The sequence below is a fragment of the Kitasatospora sp. MAA19 genome, assembly GCF_029894125.1.
GTDB lineage: Bacteria > Actinomycetota > Actinomycetes > Streptomycetales > Streptomycetaceae > Kitasatospora.
This window is the reverse complement of record NZ_JARXYZ010000014.1, coordinates 153,214-174,250: the sequence shown is the minus strand read 5'-3', so window position 1 is coordinate 174,250 and position 21,037 is coordinate 153,214. Positions and strand designations below refer to the sequence as shown.

The 21,037-nt window shown below is 71.4% G+C and carries 20 protein-coding genes; 13 read left to right on the top strand and 7 right to left on the bottom strand.

What is annotated here, in order from left to right; translation table 11 throughout:
* Window positions 1-88: 88 nt before the first annotated feature.
* Both P3T27_RS22375 and P3T27_RS22370 read right to left on the bottom strand, forming a co-directional pair.
* On the bottom strand, window positions 89-1,054 hold the full coding sequence (locus tag P3T27_RS22375) for a hypothetical protein (RefSeq protein ID WP_280681117.1): 966 nt from the start codon (window positions 1,052-1,054) through the stop codon (window positions 89-91).
* Window positions 1,055-1,099: 45 nt separating this feature from the next.
* A complete protein-coding gene (locus tag P3T27_RS22370; protein WP_280681220.1) occupies window positions 1,100-1,840 on the bottom strand; it encodes an RNA polymerase sigma factor in 741 nt (246 codons plus the stop codon).
* Window positions 1,841-2,068: 228 nt separating this feature from the next.
* Between P3T27_RS22370 and P3T27_RS22365 the strand changes: the two genes are divergently transcribed.
* Window positions 2,069-2,434: a hypothetical protein gene (locus tag P3T27_RS22365; protein ID WP_280681116.1), complete on the top strand. Its 366-nt coding sequence runs from the start codon at window positions 2,069-2,071 to the stop codon at window positions 2,432-2,434.
* A 206-nt stretch (window positions 2,435-2,640) separates the two neighbouring features.
* On the opposite strand, the gene P3T27_RS22360 is transcribed toward P3T27_RS22365, so the two are convergent.
* A complete protein-coding gene (locus P3T27_RS22360; protein ID WP_280681114.1) occupies window positions 2,641-3,708 on the bottom strand; it encodes an RNA ligase (ATP) in 1,068 nt (355 codons plus the stop codon).
* Between the two features lie 386 nt (window positions 3,709-4,094).
* On the opposite strand from P3T27_RS22360, the gene modA reads away from it, so the two are divergent.
* The 3 genes from modA to P3T27_RS22345 all read left to right on the top strand — a co-directional run bounded on the left by modA (window position 4,095) and on the right by P3T27_RS22345 (window position 7,070).
* On the top strand, window positions 4,095-4,952 hold the full coding sequence (modA, locus tag P3T27_RS22355; protein ID WP_280681112.1) for a molybdate ABC transporter substrate-binding protein: 858 nt from the start codon (window positions 4,095-4,097) through the stop codon (window positions 4,950-4,952).
* Between the two features lie 122 nt (window positions 4,953-5,074).
* The gene (locus P3T27_RS22350; protein ID WP_280681218.1) at window positions 5,075-5,896 is read left to right on the top strand and encodes an ABC transporter permease; all 822 of its coding nucleotides are present in this window, start codon (window positions 5,075-5,077) and stop codon (window positions 5,894-5,896) included.
* Window positions 5,897-5,969: 73 nt separating this feature from the next.
* On the top strand, window positions 5,970-7,070 hold the full coding sequence (locus P3T27_RS22345) for an ABC transporter ATP-binding protein (RefSeq protein WP_280681107.1): 1,101 nt from the start codon (window positions 5,970-5,972) through the stop codon (window positions 7,068-7,070).
* A gap of 74 nt (window positions 7,071-7,144) precedes the next feature.
* Here P3T27_RS22345 and P3T27_RS22340 read toward each other — a convergent pair whose 3' ends face one another.
* Both P3T27_RS22340 and P3T27_RS22335 read right to left on the bottom strand, forming a co-directional pair.
* Entirely contained in the window at window positions 7,145-7,804 is a 660-nt protein-coding gene (locus tag P3T27_RS22340) for a response regulator transcription factor (protein ID WP_280681217.1), read from the bottom strand.
* Window positions 7,805-7,848: 44 nt separating this feature from the next.
* Window positions 7,849-9,105 carry a histidine kinase gene (locus P3T27_RS22335; protein WP_280681105.1) on the bottom strand — a complete coding sequence of 419 codons (1,257 nt, stop codon included), beginning with the start codon at window positions 9,103-9,105 and terminating at the stop codon, window positions 7,849-7,851.
* Between the two features lie 225 nt (window positions 9,106-9,330).
* Between P3T27_RS22335 and P3T27_RS22330 the strand changes: the two genes are divergently transcribed.
* The 4 genes from P3T27_RS22330 (at window position 9,331) to P3T27_RS22315 (ending at window position 12,790) form a co-directional block, all read left to right on the top strand.
* The gene (locus P3T27_RS22330; protein WP_280681103.1) at window positions 9,331-10,269 is read left to right on the top strand and encodes an ATP-binding cassette domain-containing protein; all 939 of its coding nucleotides are present in this window, start codon (window positions 9,331-9,333) and stop codon (window positions 10,267-10,269) included.
* Entirely contained in the window at window positions 10,266-11,039 is a 774-nt protein-coding gene (locus P3T27_RS22325; RefSeq protein WP_280681101.1) for a hypothetical protein, read from the top strand. The genes P3T27_RS22330 and P3T27_RS22325 overlap by 4 nt, the downstream gene beginning before the upstream one ends.
* Before the next feature lie 17 nt (window positions 11,040-11,056).
* Window positions 11,057-11,809, top strand: coding sequence for a hypothetical protein (locus P3T27_RS22320; RefSeq protein WP_280681100.1), 753 nt, complete (start codon window positions 11,057-11,059; stop codon window positions 11,807-11,809).
* Window positions 11,810-11,872: 63 nt separating this feature from the next.
* Complete coding sequence (locus P3T27_RS22315; protein WP_280681099.1) at window positions 11,873-12,790, top strand: IS982 family transposase; 918 nt, start codon at window positions 11,873-11,875, stop codon at window positions 12,788-12,790.
* 56 nt (window positions 12,791-12,846) lie between these two features.
* Here P3T27_RS22315 and P3T27_RS22310 read toward each other — a convergent pair whose 3' ends face one another.
* The gene (locus P3T27_RS22310) at window positions 12,847-13,674 is read right to left on the bottom strand and encodes a MerR family transcriptional regulator (protein WP_280681098.1); all 828 of its coding nucleotides are present in this window, start codon (window positions 13,672-13,674) and stop codon (window positions 12,847-12,849) included.
* Between the two features lie 117 nt (window positions 13,675-13,791).
* Here P3T27_RS22310 and P3T27_RS22305 point away from each other — a divergent pair, with 117 nt between their 5' ends.
* The 3 genes from P3T27_RS22305 to P3T27_RS22295 all read left to right on the top strand — a co-directional run bounded on the left by P3T27_RS22305 (window position 13,792) and on the right by P3T27_RS22295 (window position 16,656).
* Window positions 13,792-14,523 carry an SDR family oxidoreductase gene (locus tag P3T27_RS22305; protein ID WP_280681097.1) on the top strand — a complete coding sequence of 244 codons (732 nt, stop codon included), beginning with the start codon at window positions 13,792-13,794 and terminating at the stop codon, window positions 14,521-14,523.
* Window positions 14,524-14,631: 108 nt separating this feature from the next.
* Complete coding sequence (locus P3T27_RS22300; protein ID WP_280681096.1) at window positions 14,632-15,042, top strand: VOC family protein; 411 nt, start codon at window positions 14,632-14,634, stop codon at window positions 15,040-15,042.
* A gap of 498 nt (window positions 15,043-15,540) precedes the next feature.
* Window positions 15,541-16,656 carry a DNA alkylation repair protein gene (locus P3T27_RS22295; RefSeq protein WP_280681095.1) on the top strand — a complete coding sequence of 372 codons (1,116 nt, stop codon included), beginning with the start codon at window positions 15,541-15,543 and terminating at the stop codon, window positions 16,654-16,656.
* 736 nt (window positions 16,657-17,392) lie between these two features.
* Here P3T27_RS22295 and P3T27_RS22290 read toward each other — a convergent pair.
* Window positions 17,393-18,211 carry a MerR family transcriptional regulator gene (locus P3T27_RS22290; RefSeq protein ID WP_280681094.1) on the bottom strand — a complete coding sequence of 273 codons (819 nt, stop codon included), beginning with the start codon at window positions 18,209-18,211 and terminating at the stop codon, window positions 17,393-17,395.
* Between the two features lie 129 nt (window positions 18,212-18,340).
* On the opposite strand from P3T27_RS22290, the gene P3T27_RS22285 reads away from it, so the two are divergent.
* Both P3T27_RS22285 and P3T27_RS22280 read left to right on the top strand, forming a co-directional pair.
* Window positions 18,341-18,715 carry a nuclear transport factor 2 family protein gene (locus tag P3T27_RS22285; protein WP_280681093.1) on the top strand — a complete coding sequence of 125 codons (375 nt, stop codon included), beginning with the start codon at window positions 18,341-18,343 and terminating at the stop codon, window positions 18,713-18,715.
* A gap of 93 nt (window positions 18,716-18,808) precedes the next feature.
* A complete protein-coding gene (locus tag P3T27_RS22280; RefSeq protein ID WP_280681092.1) occupies window positions 18,809-19,135 on the top strand; it encodes an antibiotic biosynthesis monooxygenase in 327 nt (108 codons plus the stop codon).
* The last annotated feature ends 1,902 nt before the right edge of the window (window positions 19,136-21,037 follow it).

The window sequence follows — 21,037 nt, the reverse complement described above, 5'->3', positions numbered from 1 at the left end:
TTCCGCACGTCCGGCGGCGCGTCCAGCGGCGCGTCCGGCAGCGTGTAGAGCCGACGCGCAATGCCGACGCGTGGAGCCGACGCCGCCGTCACAGCTCCTCGGAGCCGCTCACCGCCCAGGACAGGCCGCAGGCCGGATCCTCCAGCGCGACGTGCAGATGGCGCAGCCCGGCCGCCGGCTCATGCCAGGTGAAGCAGCGCATCCGGGCCACCAGCGCGTCGACCTCGGCCCGGTCCGGACCGTTCGGGCCGTCCGCGCCGGCCATCGCGGTCAGCGCGCGCCAGAGCGCCAGCCGTCCGTGCGCCGTGCCGCTCTCGCGGTCCACGACGGCGGCCTGCACCAGCGCGGGGTAGGCGAGCGCGAACGGCAGGTACCCGCCGGTGACCCGGGCTCCGCGGGCCAGTTGGGCCGCCGCCTGCGGGGCCGAGCCCCGGACGCAGACCACCTCCGCCCAGTCCGCCAGCGCGGCCAGCGCCCGGGTGGCCTGCTGCCCGCCCAGCCGCACGCCCGGCTCGGGCAGCAGCACCTCGCCCAGGCCCTCCCGGCTGGTCGGCAGGGTCAGCAGCGCGCTGCGCGCTCCCCCGCAGGGCAGGTACTGACGCACCCGCGCCCCCTCCTCCCACCCCGCCGCCTCCCACGGTTCCAGCGACAGCGGCACGCCCTCCGGGTCCGGCTCGGCCCCGTACGAGAGGTCCTCGCCGAGCAGCACCCGGGTCTGCGCGACCAGTCGGCGCACCGGGGCCGGGACCAGCAGCGGGGCCAGCCGCAGCCAGGAGTGCCGGGTCGCCAGCACCTCCCAGAGCGGACCGGCGTCGTGGTCGGCGACCCCGGCCGCGGTCCCCGGACCGCCGTCCCGGTCGAACAGGCGGACGGCCAGCTCCGGCGGCGCCGAGTAGGCGATCAGGTGGCCGAGCGGCGCGGTCAACGCCGCCGCGGACTCCTCCCCGGCCCGCTCCACGGCTGCCGCCCGACCCTGCCGGTAGGCGGCCAGCAGTTCGGGCCAGCGACCGTCGTCGGCCAGGGCATGGAGGCGGTGGTCCTCGTACGTGATCACGATTTTCAGCGTACGGGCCTGGGTGGCACATCAGCTGACTTCCCGTCAGTCCGGTGCGTCGACCCCGGCCCCGGGCCGCGACTCGGGTCCCGACTCCCGCCCCACGCCCGCTCCCGCGTCACCCCCTGCCCCCGAGTCGCCCCCCGCTCCGGACGCGGACCCGTGCCCGGACGCGGACCCCTGCCCGCGCTCGCACCCGCGCTCGCGCTCCAGGACGGCGCGCAGCCTCCGGTGCGCGCGGCGCCGGGTGACGGCCAGGGTGCTGCGGTGCAGGCCCAGCAGCTCGGCGGCCTCGTCGACGGTGTAGCCGTCGAGGTCGACCAGCGCCACCACCCTGGCCTGCTTGGCGGTCAGACAGTCCAGCAGCCGCAGCACCTCCCAGCGCGCCTGCAACTCGGCCATCCCGCCGGACGGCTGTTCGGCCACCGCCCGCCCCTGCTCCCGCTCGATCACCCCGGGCGGATCCGGGAGCACCGCCCGCCGACGCTCCCGACGCCACTGGTCGCGCAGGAGGTTCGCCATCGTGGTGAAGACGTAGGCGTACGGCTGCGGATGGCTCAGGAACCGCTCCGGCTGGCGGGAGATCCGCAGGTACGCGTCGTGCACCACGTCCCCGGCGGCGAGCGCGCACCCGGTGAGCGACGCGGCCGCGAGGTGGAGTCTCGGCAGCAATTCCGTGAACACCCGGTTGAAATCGGCCGATTGACGATCGGCGGGCCCCAGGTCGAAGTCCTCACCGGAGTCGCCCCCGCGCCCGCCGCCACACCGACCGCCGCAATCCGCCATGCCGTTCTCCCCGGAAATCGGCACCCCTGACACCCAGTTGGGCAGGCCACGGCCCATCGGGACGGACTGTGACGCGGCTCACATCATAGTTCGTCGTCTCACCGTCCGCAGTCATTCGTGTGCAATACGTCATCGGCCGGACGGGATGGCGGAACTCACGCACACCCGTGCATCCGGACGGCCGTGGACGCACCGCCCGATCAGTACCGTTGAGCGAGGAGAACCGCCATGCGAGGTCGCATCTCCAGGAAGATCGCCACGTTCGGGGTGGCCGCCGCCGCCACTCTCGGCGTGCTCGGAACCACCACCCTGCCGGCCGCCGCCGCGCCCGCCGCCGACCAGACCATCACCGCCGGGGCCACCGGGGCCTCCGTCGCCGCCGCCTCCTACCACTGCGTCATCACCGCCGACTACGGGTGGCGCTGGGTGGGCCACTGCAACGTCTACTCGGGCGAGCTGCGCACCATCACCTACTGTGCGAACGGCTCGCACACCACCGGCCTGTGGATCGGCGCCCGGCCGCAGGCGTGGGACGTCTGGGGGAACTGCCCGGGCTCCAGCTGGACCAAGATCGTGTTCCAGACCCGGGGCTGAGCCACCGGCAAGGCCGATCAGGGGTGCCGTCCCGGCGGGGCGGCACCCCTGCCGCCTGCCCGCCGCGACCGGGCGGCCTCAGGCCGCCCGGTCGAGGCACTCGCCCTGTTCGAACGAGCCCGTCGCATGCCCATCGCATGCCCGTCGCATGCCCGGCGGCCGGCGAACCGGCGCGAGCCCGCGCCACACCCCCTCCCCCACGGGGATCACTCGTACTCGGTGCCGCCCTTGCGCGTCAGGTAGGCGTCGCCGACCACCTTGGCGATCGCCCGTCCGCCGAGCGCCAGGCTCCAGCGCTCGGTCACCGGCCGGACCACCACGCCCTCGCGCACGTGGAGTTCGCGTCCGGAGACGGTCTCCCTGCCCTGGGCGAACGCCAGCACGGTCTCCGCGTCGAACGGCCCCCGCCACAGCTCGGGCACCAACGGCAGTTCGCCGTCCAGCAGTTCGGCGGCGGAGTACCAGCCCAGCTGCCCGTCCACCACGGCCGACACGTCGAACGCGGCGTACCCGGGCAGTTCGGCGCGACCCGAGGCCCCGTACGTCAGGTCCTGCACCCCGGCGCCGAAGACCTCGCCGAAGACGCCGACCCGCTCGGCGCCGAGCCGCTCGGCCAGCCGGGCCGCCACCGCCGGGATGTCGTACGCGCGCACCGCCCGCCAGTACAGGTTGCGCTCGTCCTCGACCAGCGCGAACCCCTGCGCGCCGATGCCCTTGGACGACACCCGGACCTCGCCGGTCGCGGCGGTGTACGTCAGCAGGCAGCAACTGCCGTGCACCTTCTCGGTGATCACCACCGGCTCGCCGGGCTCGAAGACGTCGGGATAGCGCTTGAGGTTCTCGATGTCGACCCAGGGCAGCAGGTCGGGCGCGCCGACCACGTCCCCGTTCATCGACGTCGGCACCGGCGGCTGCCACTTGACGACTCCGAGCAGTTCGGCGAAGTCCTCGCCCCGCTCTGCGGCGTCCGCGAGGTCGGTGCCCGCGAGCGCGGCCGGCAGGCAGACGATGCCCTGGGACAGTTCCCCGCGCAGCCGGACGGCCCTCACCCGGTCGGCCCGGCTGCCGGCCAGCTTGCCCGTCAGGCCCAGCTCCTCGATCAACCCCGCCGGGAGGACGGACTGTTCGGGGATGTAGACGGCGTAGTCGCCGGTCCGGTACCGGCCCTTGGCGACCACCGCCCGGTAGAGACCGACCTGCGCGAGCTCCAGCGCGTCGGCGTTCGGGTGCTCCAGCACGACCAGCTTCTCGGCGGTGACGCGCAACGTGGACATGGACGGACCCCTCCCCCTCTTCCGGGCCGTTCGGCCCCGGTGGTGCGTACTGACTTGTGTGCGGACTGCTGTACGAACGGCCCCACTCTGTCCGCTCGGCCACCCCCGGCGCGACGTAATTTCCCTGGTGTGCCCCCGGCCCGCCCCCTGCCCACCCCTGGCCCGACCCGGTGCCGAGCGCGGCACCGCCCCCACCCCTCCCCGGCGCCGTCCGTGCACGTTTGAGCCTTCCCACAGCCGGGCGGACGCTCTCTCCGTACCGCCCCTGTGCGAAGCGACAGAGGATTTATCGCTCGCATTTGCGGCACTATGATCACCGTAATGGCCGCACCTGCGACCGCATCCCCGCGCCCCTTCCGGCGCGCGCCCTGGAGGGGAAGCACCCGATGAGCACCCGTACGACCACCACCCGCAGAGTCGCCGTCGCCGTCGTGGCGGCCCTCGCCCTCGGCCTCGGCGCCACTGCCTGCGGCAGCGACGGCGGCCGCAAGTCCGGCGCCGCCTCCCCGGCCTCGACCGCGGGTTCCTCGGCCTCGTCGGCGACCGGCGGCGGCAGCGTCCCGAAGGCCGGTGGCAGCATCACCGTCTTCGCCGCCGCCTCGCTCAAGGAGACCTTCACCGAGCTCGGCAAGAAGTTCGAGGCCGCGAACCCGGGCGCCAAGGTCACGTTCAACTTCGGCGGCAGCTCCAGCCTCGCCACCAGCATCAACTCGGGCGCCCCGGCGGACGTGTTCGCCGCCGCCAGCCCGGCCACCATGAAGACCATCACCGACGCGGGCGGCGCGAGCGGCGACCCGAAGACCTTCGTCAGGAACACGCTCACCATCGCCGTGCCCAAGGGCAACCCCAAGCACATCGCGGGCCTGAGCGACCTCACCGCCTCCGGCGTGAAGGTCGCGCTGTGCGCGAAGGAGGTGCCGTGCGGCGCCGCCGCCCTGACCGCGCTCAAGGCCGCCAACCTCAACCTCACCCCGGTCACCCTGGAGCAGGACGTCAAGGGCGCGCTGACCAAGGTCGAACTCGGTGAGGTCGACGCCTCGCTGGTGTACAAGACCGACGTGAAGTCGGATGCTGCGAAGATCGACGGTGTGGACTTCCCCGAGGCCGACAAGGCCGTGAACGACTACCCGATCGCCGCGCTGGCCAAGGCGCCGAACAAGGACGGCGCCGCCGCCTTCGTCGCGTACGTCCAGTCGCCCGAGGCCAAGCAGGTGCTCACCGCGGCGGGCTTCCAGGCGCCGTGAGCGGCCGCACCACCGACAACGCTCCCGACAGCGGCCCCGACGGCGCCCCCGACGGCGGCCCCGACGGCGCTTCCGGGAACGGCCAGGGGAACGGCCCGGGGGGCGGGCCCGGCCCGACCGGCGTGGCAGGAGCGGCGAAGGCCCTGCCACGCCGGCGCCGGCGTACGCACCGCGTCCCGGTCACCCTGCTGCTCCCGGCGCTGCTCGGGCTGGCGTTCCTGATCCTCCCGCTGGTCGGCCTGCTGGTCCGGGCGCCCTGGAGCGGCCTGTCCGAGCAGCTCACCAGCACCGCCGTCTGGGACGCCCTGCGCCTGTCGCTGATCTGCGCGACGGCGGCCACGGCGGTCTCGCTGGTCCTCGGCGTCCCGCTGGCCTGGCTGCTCGCCCGCACCGAGCTGCCGGGCCGGCGGGTGATCCGGGCGCTGGTCACCCTGCCCCTGGTGCTGCCGCCCGTGGTCGGCGGTGTGGCGCTGCTGCTGGTCCTCGGGCGGCGCGGCATCGTCGGCTCCTGGCTGGACTCGGCCTTCGGCATCACGCTGCCGTTCACCACCACCGGGGTCGTCATCGCCGAGGCGTTCGTGGCGATGCCGTTCCTGGTGATCAGCGTGGAAGGCGCGCTGCGCGCCGCCGACCCCCGCTACGAGGAGGCGGCCGCGACCCTGGGTGCTTCCCGGCTGACCGCGTTCCGCCGGGTGACCCTGCCGCTGATCGCCCCGGGGATCGCCGCCGGGGCCGTCCTCGCGTGGGCCCGGGCGCTCGGCGAGTTCGGTGCCACGATCACCTTCGCGGGCAACTTCCCGGGCCGTACCCAGACCATGCCGCTGGCCGTCTACCTCGCCATGGAGTCAGACCCGGAGGCGGCGATCGCGCTCTCGCTGGTCCTGCTGGTGGTCTCCGTCGCGGTCCTGGTCGGCCTGCGCGACCGCTGGATGTCGACCCCGTGACGGCCCGGCGCACCCCTGCGACGCCCGACCGGAACACGGCCATCGCCGCCCCGACCCCCTGGACGCCGCCCCGATGAGCACCGCCACCGCCTCCGACGCCGTCCCCGCCCCCGAGGCCGCCCCCGCCCTCGACGCCCGGCTACGGGTGGACCGCGCCGCGTTCACCCTCGATCTCGCCCTCACCGCCGCCCCCGGCGAGGTGATCGCGCTGCTCGGCCCGAACGGCGCCGGCAAGTCCACCGCCCTGCGCGCCCTCGCCGGACTGCTCCCGCTCACCGGCGGCCACCTGCGCCTGGACGGCCGGCTGCTGGAGGACCCCGGGCAGCGCGTGCACACCCCCGCCGAGGAGCGCCCGGTCGGCGTGGTGTTCCAGGACTACCTGCTCTTCCCGCACCTCAGCGCGCTCGACAACGTCGCCTTCGGCCCGCGCTGCCAGGGCCGCCCCAAGCGCGCCGCCCGGGCCGAGGCGGCCGCCTGGCTGGAGCGGATGGGCCTGGCCGACCACGCCTCCGCGCGCCCCGGCGGCCTCTCCGGCGGCCAGGCCCAGCGGGTGGCGCTGGCCCGGGCGCTGGCCGTCCGCCCCCGGCTGCTGCTGCTGGACGAGCCGCTGGCCGCCCTGGACGCCCGCACCCGGCTCGACGTACGCGCCCAACTGCGGCGCCATCTGGCCGAGTTCGAGGCCGTGGCGGTGCTGGTGACGCACGATCCGCTGGACGCGATGGTGCTGGCCGACCGGCTGGTGGTGATCGAGGACGGGCGCGAGGTGCAGTCCGGCGGCCCGGCGGAGGTCGCCCGGCGCCCGCGCACCGACTACATCGCCCGCCTGGTCGGGCTCAACCTGTACCAGGGCACCGCCGAGGGCCACCAGGTCACGCTCGCGAGCGGCACGGTGCTCGCCACCACCGAGGAGCTGACCGGCCCGGCGTTCGTCGCCTTCCCGCCGTCCGCCGTGACCCTGCACCGCGAACGGCCGCAGTCCAGCGCGCGCAACGTGTGGGAGGTCGAGGTCACCGGCCTGGACCTGCACGGCGACCAGGTGCGCGCCGACCTCGCGGGCGACCTGCCGATGGCCGCCGACCTCACCCCGGCCACCGTCGCGGAGCTGGGCCTGGCGCCCGGATCCGCGGTCTGGGCCTCGGTCAAGGCCGCCCAGACCCACGCCTACCCGGCCTGAATCCGGCCGCGCCGCCTGGGGCGGTCCCGGGCCCGCCCTGGGCCCGACCCGGCCCGTCCCGGCCCGACCGGGCGCTACTCCGAGGGCTCGACGAAGCCGGACTCGTACGCGGCGATCACCGCCTGGGTGCGGTCCCGCGCGCCGAGCTTCGCCAGCACGCTGCTGACGTGGGTCTTCACCGTCTGCACGCCGAGGAACAGCCGCTCGGCGATCTCCCCGTTGCTGAGGCCGCGCGCGACCAGCCGCAGCACCTCCGCCTCGCGCTCGGTCAACGCCGCCCGGCTCATCGTCTCGCGGGCGGCCTGATTGCCGTGGCCGGCCGCGAGGCGGCGGATCGTGGTTGGGAACAGCAGCGACTCGCCCGCCGCCACCAGCCGTACCGCGTGGGCGATCTCGGCCGGGCGGGAGCGCTTCAGCAGGAAGCCGTCGGCGCCCGCGCGCAGCGCCTGGTAGACGTAGTCGTCGTTCTCGAAGGTGGTGACGACCAGGATCTTCGGCGGCCGCTCCCCCGGCGAGCCGGGCCGCAGGAGCTCGCGGGTCGCCGCCAGGCCGTCCAGGACCGGCATCCGGACGTCCATCAGCACGACGTGCGGGCGCAGCGCGCGGGCCAGCGCCACCGCGTCGGCGCCGTCGGCGGCCTCGCCGACCACCCGCAGGTCCCCCTGGGCCTCCAGGACGGCCCGCATCCCGGCCCGGACCAGTTCCTCGTCGTCGGCGAGCAGGATGTCGGTCATCCCGGCGGCGCCCCTCGTCGGACCGTCTCCCGCAAGATCGTTCGTCACGAGCCCAAGCGTAGGGGCAGCCGGACGGCGAGCACCCACTCCCCGTTCCCGTCGTCCGACGCCCCGGCCGTGGCCTCCCCGCCGAGCAGCGTGGCGCGTTCCCGGATGCCACGCAGCCCCTTGCCGCCCTTGCGCGCCGAGCCGGCCGCGGGCCGGGCCGGGCCACCCGAGGGCCGCGCCGCGCCGCCCGTGCCGGGGGTGCCGGCCGCCGTCCGGTTGGCGCAGCGCAGCTCCAACCGCCCGTCCCGAACGGCGATCCGGACGCTGACCGGCTCGCCCGGCGCGTACTTGAGCGCGTTGGTGACGCCCTCCTGGACGATCCGGTAGGACTCGCGGGAGAGCACCCCGGGCAGCATCCCCGCCGACACCTCGATCCGCGCCTCGACCGGGCTCCCGGCCGCCCGGGCGGTGTCGAAGAGCGCCGGCAACTGGTCCACGCCGGGCTGCTCGGTGGCCGCTCCGCCGCCGGTCACCGCGTTGCCCCCGGTCGCCGTTCCCTCCGGCGTCTCGCGGAGCAGGATGAGGGTGCGTTCGAGGTCCTCCATGGCCCGGCGACCGGCCTCCTCGATGACTTCGAGCGCTTTGGCGGTGAAGGCCTGGTCCCCGACCTCGCGCGCGGCGCCCGCCTGAAGGACCGTCACCGTCAGTGCGTGGCCGATGGAATCGTGCAGCTCACGGGCCAACCGGTTGCGTTCCAGCAGCCGTTCGGCCCGCAGCTCCGCCTCCGCCAGCCGCTCCACCGGGGATGGCCCCAGCAGCCTTACGGCCATGGCGAGTTGAAGGCGCCCGGCGGACACCACCAGCCAGCCGTAACCGAGCACCAGCAGCGGGGCGAGCGGGAGGTACCAGAACGCGTCCGGCCCGGTCAGCAGGTCGAAGCCGCTGGTGAGGCCGAAGGACGTCGCGAACCCGACCGCCGAACCGAGCACGACCCGCCCGATCAGCCAGCCGGCGGTGCGCCGCCGGTCCGCCCAGGTGCGGGAGGGCTCCGCGGCGATGTCCTCCTCCCGGTCGGGCACCAGCAGCAGCCGCGCCTGCACGCCCTCGGCGCGGCGGGCCGCGGGGACGAGGGCGATCAGGGCGATCAGGACGGCGTCCAGTGTGACGCTCGCGATCAGGATCTCGCCCAGGCCCTTCCGGTACGTCCCCGGGTAGATCATCAGGACGACGCCCGCGAAGATCCACCCGACCAGCAGGTGCAGCAGGCGCGCATACGTGGCGCCGGCCAGCAGTGGCGCGAGAATCCTGGGCATTGCGCCATCCTGCCAGGTCAGCACCCGCCCCGAGCTCCCCCGCCGGTCCGCGGTCCGCTCCCTCCCGGGAGGGAGGAGGCTCCCGACCCCGGCGGGATCCGCCGACCCGGCCCGCTCCGGTCGAATGTGACCACCGGCCGGGACCACCGAAACCGTCGGGACCACCGAGAGCACCGAGAGCACCGGGCCTCCGAGGCACCGGACCACCGAGAAGGGAGCGCGGCCGTGATCGAGATCCAGGGCCTCACCAAGGAGTACGACGGCCGGCGCGTCGTCGACGACCTGTCCTTCGAGGTCCGGCCCGGCCTGGTGACCGGCTTCCTCGGCCCGAACGGCGCCGGCAAGAGCACCACCATGCGCCTGGTCCTCGGCCTGGACCGCCCCACCGCCGGACGCGCCCTGGTCGGCGGCCGCCCGTACACCGAACTCACCCAACCGCTGAGGCAGGTGGGCGCGCTGCTGGACGCCCACGCCCTGCACGGCGGCCGCACGGCCGGCGGCCACCTGCGCTGGCTCGCCGCGAGCAACGGCCTGCCGCAGCGCCGGGTGGACGAGGTGCTCGCCCAGGCCGGCCTGGCGGACGCGACCGGTCGGCGGATCCGCGGCTTCTCCCTCGGCATGCGCCAGCGTCTCGGGGTGGCCGCCGCACTGCTCGGCGACCCACCGGTACTGCTGCTGGACGAACCGGTGAACGGCCTCGACCCGGAGGGCATCCGCTGGATCCGCAACCTGCTGCGCGAACTCGCCGCCGAGGGCCGGGCGGTGCTGGTGTCGTCCCACCTGATGACCGAAATGGCGCTCACCGCCGACCACTTGGTGGTCATCGGCCGCGGCCGGCTGCTCGCGGACGCCACCACCGCCGAATTCATCGAGCGACACGGCCGGACCAGGATCCGCGTCCGGGCCGTGAACCCGACCAAGCTGGCCGCCCTGCTCGGCAGCGACCTGCTCCGGCAGTCGGACCCCGACGCCGACCTCGCCGCGACCCAGGTGGACGACGGCGCCTGGGAGGTGACCGGCGCCGAACCCGAGCAGATCGCCGCGCTCGCCGCCGCGCACGGCGTGGTGCTGTACGAGATCGCGGTCCAACAGGACTCGCTGGAGGAGGCGTTCATGCGGATGACCGCCGACAACGTCGAGTACCGGGCGGAGGCCGCCGCATGAGCCCCGACCCCGACCCCGACCCCGGCTCCGACTCCGTCCCCATCTTCACCGCCCTCAACGCGGAGCGGATCAAGCTCACCACCCTCCGCTCGCTCTGGATCACCCCGCTGCTGTCCTTCGTGCTCACCGCGGGCGGGACCACCGCGGTCACCGCGGCGCTCGGCGGCAAGGACCACACCATCACCGACGACCCGGGCGTGGGCGTCTTCTACGGGCTCAACTTCGGTCAGGCCGCGCTGGCCTGCTTCGCCATCCTGCTGATCGGCCAGGAGTTCAACACCCGCATGATCGACGTGTCGCTCACCGCCGTCCCCCGGCGCGGGCGGCTGTACGGCGCCAAGCTCACGCTCGGCGCGCTGGTCGGCCTCGGCGTCGGCTCGGCCGGCACCGCGGGCTCCTTCGCCGGGTACGCGGCCACCGTGCCCGGCGCCTGGGACGGCCCCGGCTTCGCCCGCAGCGCCACCGCCGGCGTGCTCTACCCGGTGCTGCTGGTGGTGTTCTGCCTCGGGGTGACCACGCTGCTCGGCAACCTCACCGCCGCCATGGGCCTGCTGGTACCGGTCGTCTTCCTGCTCTCGCCGCTGCTCGGCGGTGTGCCCGGGGTGCGGCGGGTGGTCCAGTTCCTGCCCGACCGGGCCGGCCAGTACGCGCTGCACTACGCCGACGACCCGCGGGTCTCGTACGGGCACTGGACCGGACTGCTGATCATGGCCCTGTGGACCGGGGCCGCGGCCTACGGCGGCCTGCTCGCCCTGCGGCGCGCCAAGTGACCTCACCAGAAGGGAAGATGACGATGAGCGCGGCCCACGCCCTGCGCGCCGAACGGATCAAGTTCACCACCCTGCCCTCCCAGTGGGCGGCCCCGCTGGTCGCCCTGGCGCTGACCGTCGGAGTCACCGCGGCCGTCAGCGCCGCCTCCGGCCCGAAGGACCGGACCAGCGGCGTGGACCCGGCCAACGGGATCTACTACGGGCTGCTCTTCGGCCACGTGGCCGTGGCCTGCCTCGGGATCCTGCTGATCGGGCAGGAGTTCAACACCCGCATGATCAGCACCTCGCTCATCGCCGTCCCCCGGCGCGGGCGGCTGTACGGCGCCAAACTCACGCTCGGCGCCGGGCTGGGTCTGCTGCTCGGGCTGGCGTCGACGGCGGGCTCGTTCCTGGCCGTCGACGCCACGGTAGGACTGGACCTGTCCACCCCCGGCCTGGCCCGCAGCTTCCTGGCCGGCGTGCTCTACCACCCGCTGCTGGTGCTGCTCTGCCTCGGACTGACCGCGATGCTGGGCAACTTCAGCGCCGCACTCGGCCTGCTCGCCCCGATGGTGTTCCTCGGCACCACCTGGCTGGCGGCCATCCCCGGCGTCCGCGAGGTCGGACAGTTCCTGCCCGACCGGGCCGGCCTGTACGCGATGCGCACCCGGACAGAGTCCGGCATCCACTACGGGCACTGGACCGGGCTGCTGATCATGGCCCTCTGGACGGCCGCAGCCGCTTACGGCGGCCTGCGGGCGATCCGGCGGCACCAGGCCTCCGGCGACTAGATGATTGATGCCAAGGGCTCATTGACACGCATGAGATGAAGCGAGGGAGTCCAAAGGTCGGTTGTGACGCCAGACATGGACTCCCTCGCGACCGCACTCTACGTCAAGACCGGCGACCTGCTGATCGGTTCGACGCAGCTCGCCCCGTGGCGGCCGGTGGTCGGCATAGCACCGCAGCTCAGCGATGCCGAACTGGTGACGCTGTCGATGATGCAGGCCATGCTCGGCTACACCTCTGAGGCCCGTTGGCTGCGGCATGCCCGGGCCCACCTGCGGCACCTGTTCCCGTACCTGCCGAAGCAGCCCGGCTACAACAAGAGGCTGCGGAAGGCGGCCGGGCTCATCCGGCACGTCATGCGCGAGCTGGCTACGGACACCGCACTGTGGACCGACGACGTGTGGGTGGTGGACTCTACTCCGGTCGAGTGCGGCCGCTCCGGGGAGACCGCCAAGCGCTCCGACCTGGCCGGATGGGCGCAGTACGGCTACTGCGCCAGCCACACGCGCTACTTCTGGGGACTTCGGCTGCACCTGCTGTGCACGCTGGGCGGGCTACCGATCGCGTTCGCGCTGACCGGGGCAAAGGCCGACGAACGCGAGACGCTCCTCGACATCCTCGCCACCGAACCGACGCGCATCACCGACCGGCCACCCGGACAGACGCTGATCGGCGACAAGAACTACTTCGGCCGCGAGTTCGAGTCGCAGCTGGCCGACCTGAACATCGAACTGCTACGCCCGGCCCGTAAGGGCGAGGCCGGGCGGGCCGGATCGCAGCTGTTCAAGCCGTTGCGGCAGGTCATCGAGTCGATCAACGAGACCTTCAAGGGCCAACTCGACCTCGAACGGCACCGCGGCCGGACCCCCAACGGTGTGATCGTCCGCGTGCTTCAGCGGCTCCTCGCGCTGACCGCCGCCATCTGGCACAACGAGCACACAGGCCGGCAGATCATGCGGTCACTGACCGCCAACGATCACTGAGCCCTTGGACTTGATCATCTAGACGCGCCGGACCGTTCCACGTGTGACGTAGTTATCTAAGGCCTGGGCCGGGTTTGGAAGATCGGCCATCCAATTTCGGTCTGCCACAACGACTCATTCGGGGTATCGGAGGGGCCGACGAGGTAGTACTCGCGAATCGGCCCGTCGACCGCCAGGGCGTGTCGGGTCACGTAGTCGGCGAGGGCGCCATACGTTCGGTCGACTTCGGTGCTGGAACCGAGATGGACGATCGTGGCGAGCTCTGCCGACGGGATCACGGTGGTGCTGACGCGTCCGACCGGCTGTGGCAGGGGGTCGGACGGAAGGAAGATCGTGACCCGCCCCCGGCCCTCGGTGAACAGCTCTGTGTCGTAGATGCCCCCCAGGGGGCCGGCCGGGTTGATGCCCTGGGCGGACAGGGTGGCAGCCACTTCGCCCATGGCTCCCCGATACCAGGCCACAACGTCGGCCTGGTCAACGGTGTCGGTGATGGCAGCGGCGGGCGCGGCGGCGACATGGCGGTGATCAATCGCGACGGTGCTGTCCTGGGGGCGGTCCAGCAGACCCCGGAGGGATGCGACCGTCTCCTGGGTTCGGGCCAGGCTGGACTCGAGACGCGTCAGATGGTTGGCGATCACCCGATTGCGGGTCTCGACGTCAGGAGCCTGAAGCACGATCTGGATGTCATCGAGCGGCATCTCCAGATCGCGGAAACGGCGGATGATCTGTGCCTTTACGATCTGCTCCGCGGCATAACGCCGGTACCCGCTGTCCACGGCCACCTCGACCGGCTCCAACAGTCCGACCTCGTGATAGTGGCGAAGCATCTTCACGCTCAGGTGCGTGGCCCGGGAGAAGTCGCCGATGGGCATCGTCGAGTTCACGAGCCCAGCGTGACTCTCCCCCCGTAGGAGAGTCAAACAGAAACTCCGCTCTTGACCCTCCCCCAGCGGGAGCACAAACGCTGGCATCCGATCGTGACGCACAGAAACGAGGATGTCATGAGTACCACCGCTGGAACTGTTGGAACCGCCCTGGTCACCGGGGCCACCCACGGAATCGGCCGGGCGGCTGCACTGCGCCTGGTCCGAGACGGATGGGAGGTCATCGTCCACGGCCGCAACGCGGAGCGAGGCGCCGAGGTCGTCGCTGCCATCCAGGCCGAGGGAGGCCGAGCCCGCTTCGTGGCAGCCGACCTGACGGACATCAGCGAGGTGCGCCGCCTGGCCGAGGAGGCCGGCGAAGTCGACGCGCTGGTCAACAACGTCGGCACATCGTGGTTCGGCCCGACCGCCGATCTCGACGGTCCCGGGTACGACGCGCTCTTCGACGGCAACGTCCGCTCCGCCTACTTCCTCGTCGCCGCTCTGGCCCCGGCCATGGCCGCTCGAGGCCGAGGCAGCATCGTCAACCTGGGGAGCATGGCCGGCACGATCGGCCTGGACGGCGCCGCCGCCTACGGTGCCACCAAGGCAGCCATGGCCTCGATGACCCGCTCGTGGGCGGCCGAGTTCAGCCCGAAGGGGGTTCGGGTCAACGCCGTCGCGCCCGGGGCGGTGCACAGCATCCCGGAGCTGTACGACGTCACCGAGGCTTTCGCCAAGACCTCACTGATGGGACGGGGCGCCCAGGTCGACGAGATCGCCGAGGTCATCGCCTTCCTCGCCTCCGACAAGGCCAGCTACGTGACCGGCGCGGTCCTGGCCGCCGACGGCGGCCGCGCCGCTGTCTAACGCCGTGACGTGGCTCGACATGAGCACCAGCGTCGGTCACAGCCTGAACACGGGCATCTCGATCGACAGCAAAAGACAACAGCAAGAGAACAAGGAGGACTGAGGGCCATGAAGCTCCTCGGGTTGGATCACATCGGAATCGTCGTGCGCGATATGGACGAAACCATCGCGCGGGCGGGCGAGACCGTTGATGGCAGCGCTCTCGGCGAGCGCATTCTCACCGACGACCTCGACCTGCAGTTTCTGCTCTTCGGTGAAACGCGCCTGGAACTGATTGAGCTCCGCGCCGCCGGTTTCGGCATGCCGATGCTCAAGGATGGCGAGACTGCGGTCATCGGCCATCTCGGATATGAAGTCGACGACCTCGAAGACACCATGGCCGAACTGGCACACCGAGGGGTCGCCTTCCAAGGCGAGTTCAAGACCGACGAGGTCCACTCCATCTTCACGGTGCCGGAGACGACGTTCGGGCTGACCCTGCAGTTCACGCAGTACCTCGGCCGCGAGACGGGCGCGTGAGCGCTGAGGGATCCAAGAGGGTGATGGCGCGGTAATCCCGCCGACCGCGACCACCCCACCGGCGGTCACGGGCAGGCGGCGACATCGCTCGGTACGGCGCGCTGCCGCCTGCTGCTCCGCGATCTTCGCCCGGACCGCCCGGCGGTCCGCGCGTTCCTCGCTCGTGGGCATCGCTGCTTCTGGTGGGTGGCGGCAGTGGGCCCGGTTCCCGTTCCAGGATGGTCATCGCAGCTCGCGAGGACGCCACCGCACCACCCCGTGGCGCGAGCGGAGCAAGACCAGCGCCCCTAGGGCCTGCACCGCTCCCGCCTCTCGGCGCCCTGGTCTTCCTTGGAACTGACCGGCGTCTGTAAAGCCGCTGAGCACGGAAGCGGCCGGCCGATGTGCGTGCCCGCCGGACCGGGTGACCTGCCTGCGGCTTTGACTCTCCCGTAGGGAGGGGACACACCCTAGGGTGAGCGTGCCCGCACTGCCAGCAACGAAGGAGATGAGGACGGCGTGCCGTTCGCCGATCAGTTGATCAGCGTGGACTGTGTCGAAGCGCTGGCCGAGGTCTTGAGCAGCGTCGCACCGCGGCGTCAGTGGACGGCCACCCGAGCGGTCGCTGCGAGCCTGCCGGGTATGGCGCTGTCCGAGCGCGCCCGGGCGGTACGTGACGCGCTGATCAACGACCTGCCGAGCAAGTGGTCGGCCAGTGAGAAGATCATCTCCCGGGCGCTGGCTGATCCGGCGTTCACTAGCTGGATGATCTGGCCGGTGACGGAGGCCGTGGCCAGCCTCGCGACCGGTGACGGCTCGGCGGTCGTCTTCGACGCGGGCCTGGTGCTGCTGGCACGGTTGACGCCCCGCCTGACCGGTGAGTTCGCTTTGCGCACCTTCCTCAATACCGACCTGGATCGCACCCTCGTGATGGCACAAATCTGGGCGCAGGACGATGACGCGCATGTGCGCCGTCTGGCCAGTGAGGGCACTCGGCCCCGCCTGCCCTGGGCCAAACGGGTACCCGCGCTGCTGGCCCGACCCGCCGCCACCGAGGCGATCCTGGACGCCCTGCACGCCGACCCGTCGGACTACGTCCGGCGTTCCGTGGCCAATCACCTCAACGACCTCAGCCGCTCCGACCCCGCTGTGGCCGTTGCCACTGCCCGCCGCTGGACCGAGACCGCGACGCCGGGCACGGCCGGCAGGGTGGTCGGTGTGGTGCGCCACGGGCTGCGCACCCTGATCAAGCAAGCGGATCCGGGTGCCCTCGCGCTGCTGGGCTACGGCACGGCGGACGACCTGAGCGTGGACGGCCCCCACCTGCACAGCGACACGGTCACGGTCGGCGAGACACTGACCTTCGACGTGACGATCACGAACACCGGGGCCGAGCCGGTCAAGACCGCCGTTGACTACGTGGTGCACTACCGCAAGGCCAACGGCGCGCTGGCGCCCAGGGTGTACAAGCTCACCACGCGCATTCTCGCCCCCGGACAGAAGCTGGCTCTGACCCGCGGCCAGAAGTTCGTGCCGTTGAGCACGCGCCGGTTCTATCCGGGCGGCCAGGCCCTGGAGTTGCAGGTCAACGGCGCCCGCTACGGCTACGTCCCCTTCCTCCTGCGCGAGACATAACCCGTGCCTGCGGAACGGGCTCCCGCTCAGGCTCGACGAACTGCTCCACGGAGAGCCGCCAGCCGTCGGCCTCCATCAACGCCCGGATCTGTTCCGCCATCTCCCCGGACAAGGCCCTGAGCTCGTAGTACGGCTGGTCATCGCGGACACCGCGAAGGGTCCCGTGGTCCCGCCAGCGCAACGGCTCCGATTCCTGGATCACGATCAACGCCGTCGGCCGTGTGGCCCCCAACACGTGTCAGCGGCGGCCGCCGGTTCCGGCTTCGACAAGGCTTCGGCACCGGGGCCGGGCCGCCCTGACCCTCCGGACGGGACTTGGCCGGCCTTCGTGGCCGTCGCCGTGTGTCCCGACGGTGCGTGGCCCCGGGCCGCCCGGCGGGCGTCTTTTCCCCGCGCCGCAGCAACGCCGGTACACAGCAGGATCAGCTCCACGCAGCCGAGGAGCGGCACCGAGGGATACCACAACCCCACGGTCAGGACGATGAGGCCGACCAACGATGCGACGACCAGGAAAACAGCTCATCCGCTCTTCTGTCACCGGCTTCGGTCGGGACCGACGCTGACGCCGACCTGGCGTGCACGCACGTCGTAGGCCATGGCGCGGCTCCCTTCCGAGCTTCAACCGTGGGGGCGTCCTCGACCAGGCATACGCCGCGCGGCTGCGAGCGGTTCAGGGCCTGCTGGGGCGGGTTTCGGTCCAGTCGACCATGAGGCGTCGCTCGGCGCGGCCCAGTCACTAGCCGTTCGCGCGGAAGATGGGCCAGCCGACCTCGGTGACCCACTGGTCATCCTCGGCCGCATCGAGGGGGCTGCGCAGGTAGAACTCGCGTAGCGGGCCGTCGACGCCGATCTCGTGCCGTGCGGCGTAGGTGCCCAGGTCACCGTAGGTGAGGTCGATGGTCTGCAGGGGCCCGCGGTGGACCGCGACCGCGAGTTCCGCGCCGGGCACCACCACCGCGTCGATCCGGCCGACCGGGCGAACCTCGCCGTCGACCGGGATGAACACGAGTGCCTCACCGCGTTCGTCCTGGAGCAGTTCATTCGCGAACAGCCCGCCGATCGGGCCGGTCGTGCGCAGTCCCCGGGCTGTGGTGAAGCCGTGCAGCTCGCCAAGAGCGCCCTGCCACCAGCCCGCCAGGTCCTGGTGGTCGACGACCGCGCGGATCCCGATCGCCGCCTGCTCACGGACTGTGCGGTACTCGATGGCCGGCCTGCGCACGGGCCGGACCAACAGGTCGCGCAGCGATTCGACGGCGCTCTGCGCCTGCGCGAGCCGGTCCTCCAGGCGGGCGAGATGCACGGCGATCAGCTCGTTGCGGGTGCTCACATCCTCGGCGGCCAGCACCGCCTTCACGTCCGCCACCGGCATGTCCAGGTTCCGCAGGCGCACGATCACCTGAGCGGTGGGCACCTGGTCCAGGGAGTAGTACCGGTAGCCGGTGCCCTGGTCGACATCGGCCGGCGCGAGCAGCCCGACGTCGTGGTAGTGCCGCAGCGTCTTGATGCTCAGATGGGTCACGCGGGAGAACTCGCCGACCGTCAGGCCTGTGTGCATGGCACCAGTGTCAACCCTCCCCCTGCCGGAGGGTCCAGCGCAGGGCCGCCGGTTGACTCTCCGGTGCGGGCAGGGCCCACCGTTTGAGCAGGCACCGCACCAGTGCCGAGGTCATCGAAGGAGCTCCCCATGAACACCAACATCCAGGCCGCGGTTCTGCCCGACGTCGTCGCCGCCTACATCGAGGCGGTCAACGCCTTCGACGTGGACGCCGTCATGGCGACCTTCGCCGACGACGCCGTGGTCAACGACGTGCGCCGCGAGTTCGCCGACCTCACCTCGATCCGCGCCTGGGTGCGCCGCGAGATCGTCGGCGACAAGGTCACCATGGAGGTGGCCGAGGTCGTGAACCACCGCGCCCTGACGATCGTGCGGGCGCGCTACGACGGTGAGTACGACAAGACGGACCTGCCCGAAGAGCTGGTGCTCACCAGCTATCTCACGGTTGCCGACGGCAAGATCACGTCTCTGATCATCGTCCACAACCAGCCCTCTCCCTACTGACCGCGAGCAAGGTCGACCAGACCGCACCGCCCCCGCCGCCGACGCCTCGCCCGGCCGCCGCGGAATGGAACCGGACCCGGAAGGAACATCCCCATGAGCGCACAAGTCACTGCCGAGTTCTTCGCCCAACCTGGCCGTGGCGAAGAAGTCGCGAAGCTGCTGCTGGACGTCCTGGGCGAGAGCCTCACCTTCGAGGGCTGCGAGGACATCCGCATTCTGCGCGACCAGAATGCCCCCGACCACGTGACGGGCCTGACCCAGTGGACCGAGGCGCACAACTACACCGACTACCTCGCCTGGCGCGCCGAACACGGCTCCACCGCTACCTTCGAGGGCATGCTCACCCGCCCTCTGGTGATCCACTACTACGACGAGATCTACCACGGACAGGGCATCGCAACGCCCAGAGACCAGGTCTGAGAGCTGGACCGCGCAGATCCGGCCCCCCGACCAGCGGTCACCCGCCACGTCCGAGTGGAAGACCGTGTCATGCTCTGGACCGGCTCCGAACAGCACTCCCTCACAGCGTCGAGCTCGCGGGCCGGACCTAGGGAATGACACTGATCGAAGGAGCGCATCAAGGCCAGTCCCGAAGGGGGTGGCGGACGTGAGTCACATGCGTCAGCAGGCGGGCAAGGACGAATCTGCTTCAGGACGCCCGGGGCGAGGAACCGGTGCGCAGGGCGCTGCAGAACCGTCGACTTCCCCAGCGCGACCTACAGGAGATCGACGGCGAGGCGGAGGTCTGGCCGGGGGTGTGGATCGCCCCCACTCCCGGGCATACCGACGGGCACCAGTCGCTGGTGATCCCCTCTCTGTCAGCCCTGGGTGAGACATCCCGCCCCCTACTGGCGGACGCCCTTAGCGAAGCGGTTTCGCCATAACCCCCGTAGGGCATTTGGTCGGGCTTGAGCGCTGGGCCGATGCCCTTCCCCTTGACCCAGTGGCCGATCTGCCGCTCGACGCTCCGAGCGTGGCGTGCCCTGTCGTACAGCCACCGCCCGCGAAGCGTCCAACCCTGGCCACCGTGCTGCTTGAGCCGCAGTGGGCCGTTGGCGATTCCCCACTTCAACGCGTCGAGACCGGTGTGGTCTATGAGATAGAGGTAGCCGGGCTTGTCGAGTTCGATTCCGTGGTGCCCGCAATTTGGGCAGCCGCTTCCGCGCCTGCTGACGTTGCCCAGCCGGAGCCCGGGGTTGTCGTGCAGCGTTTCGCAGTCGGTGCAGAACATCTTCCAGGGCAGCAGCACACTGCCGGGGTAAGGCTCCTGGGGCACGAGGTTCGTTGGTACGCGGGCCCTAGCCTCAGCGTCACTGTGCTGGGAGGCGGCGGACATCTTCCTTAGCCCGCACGGTACGCACTGATGCCCAAACCTCTTGATGTTGGAGTGGGCTGGCGATGTCAGCACGCCCGTACGAAGACACTTGGACAGCCATGGTGCAGCAGAGCGGCGGAAGGAAACCTGGGGCTCCAGGTCAGCGTCGATCATGACGTCGTAGGCGTCCTCGCTCATGGCGATCTCGGCGCAGTTCCGGCAGGCAGCCCGTCCGTCCCGGACATTGCCCAGATGTTTCGGATATACCGTTGCACAGATCATGCATCGGCACAACCATGGAGCGTTCGCGCCTGGATAGTCCGCTTCCACCAGAGGTTCCCAGCCGGCGGCGCACATGGTACTGGCAGCTGTGGCCGAGCTAAATTTGCGGCTCTTCGAGATCTTCTCCGAGCGACAGAATCCATTGCAAGGGCCTTGGCGCTGCGTGTAGACCCTCTTGTAAGTCGGGGTGCACAGCTCCCCGCAGTTCATACATATGCATTTCCATGTGTTTCCTGAGCCGGGATACGGCTCGATTGGCCATGCTCCGCCGGCGATCATTCGCTTCTTCGCCAAGGCCGGATCAATACCTGGCGGCATTCCGTTACCCCCTTTGCAGGTCTGAAAAATTCTGGCGTGGTGCCAAGAAAGTGCGGGACTTGAGAGCGTCAAGCCACGCACTGGTGCGCTAAAGGAAGTTGCGGCTAGGACGGTCGGCGGCCGTATCGATTGTCGAGATCATCGAAGAACGCCCGGAGCATTTCTGGTGCTCCAGCCCATCGCCTTCACGGTCGCCAAGCCGCCTCAGCGGGCCCGGGTCGCCTGACCACGGCCCCGCACCTCGGTCCGGCGATCAGGGTGCGGGCACATCGTCCGAGCTGTTGCTGCTCGCCAGGCGGCGCCGGTCGCCGGTGTCTGCGTCCGATCGTGCGGGCCGGGCACCGCGTTCATTGCTCCGTGCGGATCGATTTCCCATCTGTCCTCGCCAGGATTGCGAAGCCGCCTGG